The 10,028-nt window shown below is 39.0% G+C and carries 10 protein-coding genes; 8 read left to right on the top strand and 2 right to left on the bottom strand.

Translation table 11 applies throughout. The features are described 5' to 3' along the window. Window positions 1-96: 96 nt before the first annotated feature. The 3 genes from KZZ04_RS15320 (at window position 97) to KZZ04_RS15310 (ending at window position 1,920) form a co-directional block, all read left to right on the top strand. A complete protein-coding gene (locus KZZ04_RS15320) occupies window positions 97-717 on the top strand; it encodes a hypothetical protein (protein WP_257903642.1) in 621 nt (206 codons plus the stop codon). Window positions 718-793: 76 nt separating this feature from the next. Then, the gene (locus KZZ04_RS15315; RefSeq protein ID WP_219423104.1) at window positions 794-1,345 is read left to right on the top strand and encodes a hypothetical protein; all 552 of its coding nucleotides are present in this window, start codon (window positions 794-796) and stop codon (window positions 1,343-1,345) included. A 23-nt stretch (window positions 1,346-1,368) separates the two neighbouring features. Beyond that, window positions 1,369-1,920 carry a hypothetical protein gene (locus tag KZZ04_RS15310; protein ID WP_257903641.1) on the top strand — a complete coding sequence of 184 codons (552 nt, stop codon included), beginning with the start codon at window positions 1,369-1,371 and terminating at the stop codon, window positions 1,918-1,920. Between the two features lie 68 nt (window positions 1,921-1,988). On the opposite strand, the gene KZZ04_RS15305 is transcribed toward KZZ04_RS15310, so the two are convergent. Continuing rightward, window positions 1,989-2,327, bottom strand: coding sequence for a zinc ribbon domain-containing protein YjdM (locus KZZ04_RS15305; RefSeq protein ID WP_219423103.1), 339 nt, complete (start codon window positions 2,325-2,327; stop codon window positions 1,989-1,991). A 317-nt stretch (window positions 2,328-2,644) separates the two neighbouring features. On the opposite strand from KZZ04_RS15305, the gene KZZ04_RS15300 reads away from it, so the two are divergent. From KZZ04_RS15300 to KZZ04_RS15285, 4 genes are all read left to right on the top strand, one after another. Then, window positions 2,645-4,039 carry a RimK family protein gene (locus KZZ04_RS15300; protein ID WP_219423102.1) on the top strand — a complete coding sequence of 465 codons (1,395 nt, stop codon included), beginning with the start codon at window positions 2,645-2,647 and terminating at the stop codon, window positions 4,037-4,039. Window positions 4,040-4,043: 4 nt separating this feature from the next. After that, window positions 4,044-5,153, top strand: coding sequence for a ribosomal protein S18-alanine N-acetyltransferase (gene rimI, locus KZZ04_RS15295; protein ID WP_219423101.1), 1,110 nt, complete (start codon window positions 4,044-4,046; stop codon window positions 5,151-5,153). Window positions 5,154-5,170: 17 nt separating this feature from the next. Beyond that, complete coding sequence (locus KZZ04_RS15290) at window positions 5,171-5,683, top strand: MgtC/SapB family protein (protein WP_219423100.1); 513 nt, start codon at window positions 5,171-5,173, stop codon at window positions 5,681-5,683. A 188-nt stretch (window positions 5,684-5,871) separates the two neighbouring features. After that, the gene (locus KZZ04_RS15285) at window positions 5,872-6,900 is read left to right on the top strand and encodes a GGDEF domain-containing protein (protein WP_219423099.1); all 1,029 of its coding nucleotides are present in this window, start codon (window positions 5,872-5,874) and stop codon (window positions 6,898-6,900) included. Between the two features lie 13 nt (window positions 6,901-6,913). On the opposite strand, the gene KZZ04_RS15280 is transcribed toward KZZ04_RS15285, so the two are convergent. Next, window positions 6,914-7,924, bottom strand: coding sequence for a GlxA family transcriptional regulator (locus KZZ04_RS15280; RefSeq protein ID WP_219423098.1), 1,011 nt, complete (start codon window positions 7,922-7,924; stop codon window positions 6,914-6,916). Between the two features lie 124 nt (window positions 7,925-8,048). Here KZZ04_RS15280 and KZZ04_RS15275 point away from each other — a divergent pair, with 124 nt between their 5' ends. Further along, window positions 8,049-9,956, top strand: a complete 1,908-nt coding sequence (locus tag KZZ04_RS15275; RefSeq protein ID WP_219423097.1) for a beta-ketoacyl synthase — start codon at window positions 8,049-8,051, stop codon at window positions 9,954-9,956. Window positions 9,957-10,028: the final 72 nt, after the last annotated feature.

Below are 10,028 nucleotides of genomic sequence, written 5' to 3'. Positions count from 1 at the left end.
GCAGCCAAAGCTTGGGCCTCACATTACCCGAACTAGGTTAAAGTATTAATTAATTTATGGGTTTATTATCCATACAATGCATTCAATTGAGTAATGATGTTAAAAACTGGAACTTATATTTTATTCTACGTTCTTTTTGCTGACTATGTTGGTGGAATTTTCTTAGTAGGTCGTAACAATAGTACGATTTTAATGGATAGTTCGGCTATTGGGTTTATTGTTGTGCAAGTTGTAATATTTCTTGCTGCAATATTTACTCTTTATAAGGTTCAAGATGTTGAAACTGGCTATTGTAAGCAAATTAACTATTCTGAGAAATTCAAAGCTAAGCTTTTAATAAAATATGTAGCTATTTGGCTCGCAATAGCTCTATTTATAGATTTATTATTCGCCATACTTCTTGGTTCTGAATTTTGGGCTGACGTTAATCCTTTTGATAGTTGGCTTGTTTTTTGTTTCTTATATATAGTTTATAAATTTTCCAGTTCTTTGCAGGTAAGTTTTAATTACCAAGACAAAAGCATGAAGTGCCATAGGTTAGGGCTAATAACCTCTTCAATCATGAAGTTTAAGAATGTAGATTTAACTGATAATCAATTAGTCATCACCTCCGGAGATGAAGGGAAATACTTTTTTCATTTAGATAGATTTACATTAACAAATCGAGAGCGGCTAGTTAGCAGTTGTTTAAAAATGTCTAATAAGGCGCCAAATTAGGACAAAATTAAATAAGCTCGTCGCTTCGCTCGATTTTAGCTTATTTAATTTTGCCTTTTAGCTTGAAGGGAAGCGTATGTTTTCAAATATGAAACTTAGTCATTTAGTTTTGCTACTAGGTTCGACTTTTACAGCAGGGAGTTTCGCTAACGTATGCTCAAGTGATGAGCTTATTCAAATCAATAATTATATTTATGACGTTAAGAACCTATCTAAAAGTTATCACTCTGCTGATCGAATAGATGAATATCATGATTACTTAACCGCAATGGAAAGGTATCAGAAATCAATTCCGGAGTGGAATGATAAACAAGCCTTAATTAACGCGTTCAGTTCTTCCTTAATTCTGTATCCTGCTTTTTACCAAGTTTCTTCTATTACACACGCGAAAATGCAACGCACAGAAAACGAAACCTCTTTGACTTTAAAAATTAATCGCAATGAAACGAAGGGAGTTGATTCGTTAAATGTGTCTTTAAATCCAACAAATAATAAGATAATTGGTGCACTATTTTATTCTGATGAAAAGTTTGAGAGCGTAGATATATGCAAAAAAGAATTGGGACTAGAGTATATTCAAGCTAACAAGCAAATGCAGCCGACGCTAAACAACGGCTCGGGTGATTAGGGTGTTAGCTTTTTTGGAGACATATGGATTACTCGAAGTATTCATTCAATGAATTAATGGATTCCCTTAATAATATAGATAAAGATGCACATCCAGAAAATTATAAAAAATTAGTGTTGGGAGTTGAAAACAGAAAGCCTGAATTTGAGGCTGCTCAGAAACAAGGAAGTACTTTGATTCATAGGTTTTTATCAATATCTGCGATGATCTTTTTATTATCAGCTTGCACAACAGGAAAGCTTTATTACACGAAGGCTTCTGGCGAACGTGTTTTAGGGTGTTATGTGGAGTTTGTTGGTATACCAAGCGTGGATAAGTTCGCGGTTGAATATGCACTTAGTCTCTGCGCGAAAAGCTCTGTGAAAAAAGGGTATTCCATAGATAAAGAAAAGGAATACCTACTTACCCTAGAGCTTCAAATTCCAGAGTCAAAATGTGGTGAATCATGGAACCATAAGTCGGTAAAAAAGCTGTATAAAACCGGCAAACTGTCAAAGAAGGAATATGGCTATATTGTTGCTCATATAGACCTGGGTTTAGCGGTTGTTAACGAATGCTCACCAATAACTGAATAAAATCAATTATTTCGATCGTTTTGGCGAGACATGCAGGATGGCTTCGCCATTTATCAGACCTACTCAAACTAGTTAGCCTTTTTCACAAACTTCGCTGTTACCATCATTTCGCCAATACCATCTACTTTACAATCTAGCTCGTGATCTTTTTTATCAAGCACTCGCCTTACGACCGCTTTGGTGCCAATTTTAATAACTTGTGAGCTGCCTTTTATTTTTAAATCTTTGGCTACGGTTACTTTATCGCCATCAGTAAGTAGGGTGCCGTTGGCATCTTTAACTAAAATTGCGTTTTCATCCTTTGTACTATTTGGGTTCCATTCATAGGCGCACTCAGGGCAAATAAGCAGTTGCTGGTCTTCGTAGACATATTCAGATTGGCACTGTGGGCAGGCAGGATGTGACATTTTTAACGCTCATAAAATAGTAATTTTGCGTATTTTAATCTGCATTAATTGAAAAATATAGTTAATCAATATTTTTTATCTTTACGCTAAAAATATCTCGTTTGTGTGGTTTTTAAAAAGGGCATATAAAGCAGATGTCGCCTAAGCAATTTAGGCGCTAACACTTACAGTAGGTATTTGTTAAAGCACCCATCGGATTAAGTGATACGCGCAATGCACACTTAGTACGATGGGTGTTTCTATTTATAGTGCGATAATTTAAAGATCGCACGCATTTATATTTGGCTTACTACCGATTGGTATAACTAGGAAAAGTCGTGTTTAAAACCTTAATAGTGGTTGATAACAACGAGCAAACACTTGCTCAATCTTTCGAAAATGTAATTACGTTTAATAGTTACTTGCGTGATTACCCAAAACATAATGAACCTAAAACCCGCATTATTAATTTATGCGACTCAAGCCAATACTTGAGTAAGGGTTACTATTGCTCATTGCTTGCAGAGGCCCGCAAACACCAAGTATTACCAAGTGTAAAAACAATAAACGCGCTTCGAGGCGGCCACGCACCTATGTTAAATGTGGGTCAAATTGATGGCGCAGTATATTTTGGTAATGCCTTAAACGAATTACAAAGTAAAGCGGCTAAATCGGTATTTAAACAATACCCAGCGCCTATTTTATATGTAGATGAGCAAGGTTTGTTACAGCAAGGTTCGCTTAGCTCTTTAAACGAGGAGCAATATAGCAATTTTGTAGCTAAATTAAATATGTTTACCCAAACTCAATGGCGCATTGGCAATGTGCAGCGCCGTTTTAGATGGGATATGGCAATACTTGTTGATCATAACGAAAAAGTACCACCGAGTGATAAAGACGCCATTGCCCGTTTTATAAAAGCAGCGGCTAAACATGGTATTAATGCACAAGCATTGAGCTTTGACGAAATAGACAATATTGCCCAGTTTGATGCGTTATTTATTCGTCAAACTACAGCGATTGACCACCCAACGTATCGCCTTGCAAGCAAAGCGCAAAGCCTTGGTTTAGTGGTTATTGATGACGCCGAATCTATTTTACGTTGTTGTAATAAAGTGTATTTACACGATGCGTTTAATTACCAAAAAGTGCCCAGTTTAAAAACGGTTGTAGTGGCTGATCAATCAGCGCAAACGCTTGAGCAATTAGAAGAGGCGTTTACCTATCCGCTTGTGTTAAAAATGCCTGAAGGGTCTTTCTCAAAAGGGGTGTTTAAAGTTGCAAACCGAGGTGAGCTTGAAGCTAAATTAACTGAGCTGTTTGAATATAGCGCATTGGTACTTGCACAAGAATACATGTACACAGAATACGATTGGCGAGTGGGTGTGTTAAATGGCCGTGCTATTTATGCGTGTCGCTACTTAATGGCACGCAACCATTGGCAAATTTATAACCATGACGCTAAGCGGTTTTTCTCGGGTGACTTTGAGACGCTACCTACCTTTGAGTTACCAAAAGCCGTATTAGATGCCGCTTTAAAAGCATGTAAAACAGTGGGTAAAGGATTATATGGCGTAGATGTTAAAGAGCATCAAGGCAAAGCATACGTGCTTGAAGTAAATGACAATCCAAGTATTGATCACAAGGTAGAAGACGGCTATTTAGGCGACGAGCTATACATGCTCATTATGGACGAATTTAAACAACGTTTAGAAGCGCGAGGCCGTGGATAATAACATGAGTAACCTTGTTATTCGAAAGGCACTTAACAGTGATTTAAACGCACTGATTGACATTGAAAATGCCTGCTTTAATAACGACAAATTGAGCCCGCGTAGTTTAAAGCGCTGGTTAAGTGCTAAGCACGGTATTTTACTAATTGCAGAAAATGGCGAGCAAGTATGCGGCTATGGGCTTGTGTGGTGCCATAAAGGTACACGTTTAGCGCGTTTATATTCGCTAGCTGTAAAACCCACAATGCAAGGTAAAGGCATTGCCAAAATGCTATTAGCTGCGCTTGAAAAACAAACCTGTGAGCGTGGGCGTATTTACTTACGATTAGAAGTGGCCGTAAATAACGACAGTGCGATTGGGCTTTATAAAAGTTTGGGCTACAGAGTATTTGGTCAATATAGCGATTATTATGACGATCACAGTGATGCATTGCGAATGCAAAAAAATATTCGCCAAACGAATGAGCTAAAAGTAGCGCGATTAACCCCATGGTATCAGCAAACTACCGAGTTTACCTGCGGGCCTGCGGCGTTATTAATGGCAATGGGGGCACTTAAGCCAACAACGGAGCTTAGCCAATCACACGAGCTGGCACTTTGGCGTGAAGGTACCACCATTTTTATGACCTCAGGGCATGGTGGTTGCCATCCGTTTGGTTTAGCACTTGCGGCTAATAAACGCGGCTTTAAAAGCGAGGTTATGGTAAATACCACAGAGCCTTTGTTTTTAGATGGCGTACGCAATGAGAACAAAAAAGTGGTACTAGCTACTGTTCATGAACAATTTGTTGATGGCATTGCACAGGCAAATATACCGCTGATGCACAAAGACGTAGAGCTTGAGCATATTGAACAGTGGTTAAGCCAAGGCTTTAGCGTACTGTTATTGATTAGTACATACAGTTTTGATGGTAAAAAATCACCGCATTGGGTGTGCGTTACCCACCTTGATGAGCACTGCGTGTATGTTCACGACCCATTTTGTGAGCCAGGAAGCGACAAACAACTCGCAATAGATTGCCAGTACGTGCCTATAGCGCGCAGTGATTTTAGTAAAATGTCAGCATTTGGTGGCCAACGGCTAAGAACCGCAGTGGCCATTGCAAATAATTAATAGGTTTAATGTAAAGAGTGACTTTTTTAGATTTAATTGATGTAGCCCCTTATTCATGGGCAGCCATTGGCACCGCCGCTTTTTGCGGTGCCATAATTGGTATAGAGCGCCAGTTACGCGGCAAACCAGTGGGTATTCGTACCTCAGCTTTAATAACGCTGGGCACGTATTTATTTTTATCGACCGCGTTTAACTTACAAGGGGATGTGATTGATCATTCTCGTGTAGTGGGGCAAATAATTACAGGTATTGGCTTTTTAGGCGCTGGGGTCATGCTTGCAAAAGACGGAGCCGTTGTAGGGGTTACCTCAGCTGCAACCATTTGGGTACTTGCCTCAATTGGCGTAATGATAGCCACTGATAATCTAGCTGCTGCTATTAAACTTTCTGTGCTGGTGGTCGGTATTTTATACGGTGTTGATGTACTTGAGGCTAAGTTTAAAAGCTTAAGTAAAGGTGTACACGCTAAAGTAAAAAATTATCAAAAACGTTACTATCGAAAAGACTTTAACGACATAGAACGCCACTAATTTAGTGGCGTTTTGTTTTAGAATGACTTAAGCGAACATCATGTTTTTAGAATTATAACTAGCCTATTATTCAGCGGATAACTTTTCGATTAAAGTCTAATCATATGCGTGCTGTTAATTTACTTGTATCTAATCTAATATTAATAAATATATTTATGAACATATAGTTAGCAATATAAAAGGATTTTATGAACCGTCATTCATTCGATAAAACACAAGAGGTAAGAATAAAAGTTCTTCAAGGAATGAGTTTAATAATAGCGTTAGTTGCGCTTGTTGTAGCTTATGTAAATATTATTATTTCAAAGGTTTACATATTAGGAGCGATAGAGGTTTTACTCGCTGTGTTTTGTTTTTACACGTATTACAAAACGTGTGTATCTGCTTCAAAGGTTTGGCATAGATGGGCGGTAGCCTATGCTTATTTTTTTGTTGTATTTTTAGCTGTTTATATTTTAAAAACAGATGAGGGTATAACGCATTGGATTTGTACATTTCCCATTTTAGCGTATTTGTTATTTGGTAAAAAACACGGGCTTATAAGTAGTTTTTGCTTACTGTTCGCGTCGATGATTCCTTTATCTTCTTTCCTCAGTTTAGGTGGTGCTAATAGTTTGCACTTAATTCTTAACCTTGGCCTTGCGTATATGACTATATGGACGGTTTCGCACATTTATGAAGCGATGAGGTATTCTAACCAAGAAACAATTTTAAATTTGGCACTAAGAGACCCATTAACAAAAGCGTTTAATAGACGTGCATTACAAAGCCGTTTTAGTAAACAAACAGTTATTGATGAGCCTGTATGCGTAGCACTTATTGATATTGATTTTTTTAAAAAAGTGAACGATAAATATGGGCACGACGCAGGTGATGCTGTTTTAACGCAACTAACTGACTTATTTGTAGAACAATTTAAAGAAGATAATGTATTTAGAATGGGCGGTGAGGAATTTGTTGTTGTTATAAATGCTGATCAGAAAGCTGCTTATGACTTAGCAAAGTGTTTAATTAAAACGGTTGAAAGTCATGAGTTTACTTATGAAAAAAACTGTTTAAAAATTACAATAAGTATTGGTTTGGAAGAACTGGTTACTGATTCGTCTGTTGATTTATCTAAAATACTTAAAGCAGCTGACGGTTATTTATACATAGCAAAAAATAACGGAAGAAATTGTGCTGTTTGTAGTATAAATAATTCAATATTAGGTAATTAAAAAAGCTTATTTTTTAGCCAAATAACTTTCTTCTTACTACTTTTCTGTACTCGCTTGGCGTTTGGCTTAGCACTTTTTTAAACACGCGAGTTAAATGACCTTGGTCGTTATAGCCAACCTCAAGCGCCACTTCTTGAATAGTTAAATTAGACGACGCTAATAATTCTTTAGCACCTTCAACCCGTAATTGCTGCCAATATTCTATAGGGCTTTGATTAGTGGCAAGCTTAAAACGCCGTGTGAAGGTACGGTAGCTTAAACTAAATTGTGTAGCTACTTCTTGCAGGTTTAACTCGCTTGCTAAATTAGTTTTAAGCCAAAACTGAATTTGCGCTATGAGTTCATCTGGGTGACGGTCAACCGCGCCTTCAAGGTAGCGCTGATCTTCGTACGGTTTACGTACTTCGTGCGAAAAGTTACGTTCTACGTGCTGTGCAGCGGCTTTGCCGTAATATTGGCTTATAATATGTACAATCACATCGGCAAGGGCATTTAAGCTTGCCACCGTATACATGCGCTCAGATTGGGTTATAAAAAAGTCGGGTTTTAGGCTTACTAATGGGTAGTCGTGGCTAAATTGTTTTGCATAATGCCAGTGGGTTGTTGCAGGGTGCCCATCAAGTAACCCTGCCTCTGCAATTAAGCAGTTACCAGTGCCCACACCAATTATATGGCTGCCAGTTTCAAAGCTTTCTTGTAGCCACTCAACTATCTCTTTATTAGTACGAACGACAGGGCGAGGGTTTCGCCAAATGCCGGGGACTATAATTAAATCGTTATATGGTGCGTTGGTAGTCGTGAAGTCGGGAACTATAGCAAGGCCTGTACGGGTTTGTATTGGCTCATTATTTTTAGCAATTAAATTTATACTAAGTGGTCTAAAGTCAGCTGGGTTTAAGTGGCCTTTTGCATAGGCTTCGCCCGCTCTCAGCATTTCAATGGGGAGCGTTAAACTGGTAATAAGTAGGTGTGGGTACACAGTGATTGCAATGTTTAGCGCGGGGTTAAGCGATTTTTTATTCATTTCAATGCTCCGACCAGTACTTTTTGGCCTTTTATGCAGAATATTTGGCTATTAAAGCATAAAGAGTTGTTATTAATCCAATTAAACTGTTTGCTTCTCCAATAACACGCATTAAAGGTTAATAATGACAGCATTACCCGTAATAGTAGGCATGGGCGGTATAAACGCCGCAGGCCGAACTTCTTTTCATCAAGGTTACCGCCGTATCGTATTAGATGCATTAAACGCACAAGATCGTAGTGAAACATTTTTAGGCCTCGCCACATTAATGAACTTGGTAAGCGTTGTTGATGGTAACCTTCAAGATTCAAATGGTAATAATGTTGAGCAAAGCGACATAGAAGCACGCTTTGGTGAGCAAATTATTGCTGGCACACTTATTCGTAAAATTGAAAAAGAACATTTTGATGCAGATGCCACGCCTTGGCAGCAAAAAATGACCTTAAAGACATCTGACGAAAACGATATTGTATTTGAAACTCGCGCACGCGATTTACCAACCCCTGTGCCTGCAAGCTGGAATGTGCAAGAGCTTGACGGTAAAAAAGTAAAAGTAACCATAGCCGCAGAGCTAGACGTAAAGCTTGATTCTACCCGTGATAACCCAATTAAATCGGCGGGGCAGTTTCCTACTGGGTTTGATCCATCAATTATGTATAACAGCCGTTATCAGCCTCGCGGTTTGCAAGCCACTATATTTGCTGCAAACGACGCGATTAAATCAACAGGCCTTGACTGGCAACGCATAATGAATAGCGTAGAGCCAGATAAAATTGGTACCTATTCAGCCTCTGTTATTGGTCAAATGGACGATAAAGGATTAGGTGGTTTAGTTAAAGCGCGTCAGCAGGGCGATCGTGTTAGTACTAAGCAATTAGCACTGGGTTTAAACACGATGTCGACTGACTTTATAAACGCGTACGTTACCGGTAATGTAGGCACTACGTTTTCTACCTCAGGGGCATGTGCCACTTTTTTATATAACTTACGCGCTGCAGTAAACGATATTCAAGCAGGGCGTACCCGTGTTGCGGTTGTGGCAAGTGTTGAATGCGCTATAACGCCTGAAGTAGTCGAAGGGTTTGGTAATATGAGCGCCCTTGCAAATGTTGAAGGCCTGCGCCGTTTAGATAACTTAAGTAGTGAACAAGAGCCCGATTACCGTACAAGCAGCCGCCCATTTGGCGAAAACTGTGGTTTTACATTAGGTGAAGGCGCACAAGTGACTATTTTAATGGATGATGCATTAGCACTAGAGCTTGGTGCAGACATTATGGGCTCAGTACCTGATGTATTTGTTAATGCCGATGGTATTAAAAAATCAATCACCTCACCGGGCCCAGGTAATTATATTACCATGGCTAAATCTGTGGCATTGGCAACAAGCTTATTAGGTAAAGACGCGCTACAAAACCGCAGCTTTATTTTAGCGCACGGTTCAAGTACGCCGCAAAACAGAGTAACTGAGTCACTTATTTATCACAAAGTAGCGCAAACCTTTGCTATTGATAACTGGAAAGTAACGGCGCCAAAAGCTTATGTAGGGCATACAATTGCACCTGCCAGTGGCGATCAATTAGCGATTGCGTTGGGTGTATTTAGCCATAATATTATGCCGGGTATTACTACCATAGATAAAGTTGCCGACGATGTTTATGCCGATCACTTAGATATACGAAACAGTCATTACGATTGCGGCGATATGGACATAGCCTTTATAAACTCAAAAGGCTTTGGCGGTAATAACGCCACAGCGACTGTACTTAGCGCAAAAGTAACACTACAAATGCTTGCTAAGCGCCATGGTGATGAGGTTATGAGTCATTATGCAGATAAAAATACATCTGTTGTTGCTGCGCAAAATACCTATAGAGCACAAGCAGATCTTGGCAAGTACGAATTAGTATACCGTTTTGGCGATGGCGCCATTGACGATAACGATATTGTAATTGGCGAAGACGGGATAGAGCTTCCTGGTTTTGATAAAGCAATTTCGTTTAGTACAACCCACTCCTATCAAGATATGTTTTAAGCACACATACTTGAAACCCAAGGCGCTTTATTAAGCGCCTTTTTTATATTTATGAGTTTATTAGTCTATAAT

Source organism: Pseudoalteromonas sp. CR1 (assembly GCF_019392235.1).
GTDB lineage: Bacteria > Pseudomonadota > Gammaproteobacteria > Enterobacterales > Alteromonadaceae > Pseudoalteromonas.
This window is presented reverse-complemented; position numbering and strand designations above follow the sequence as displayed.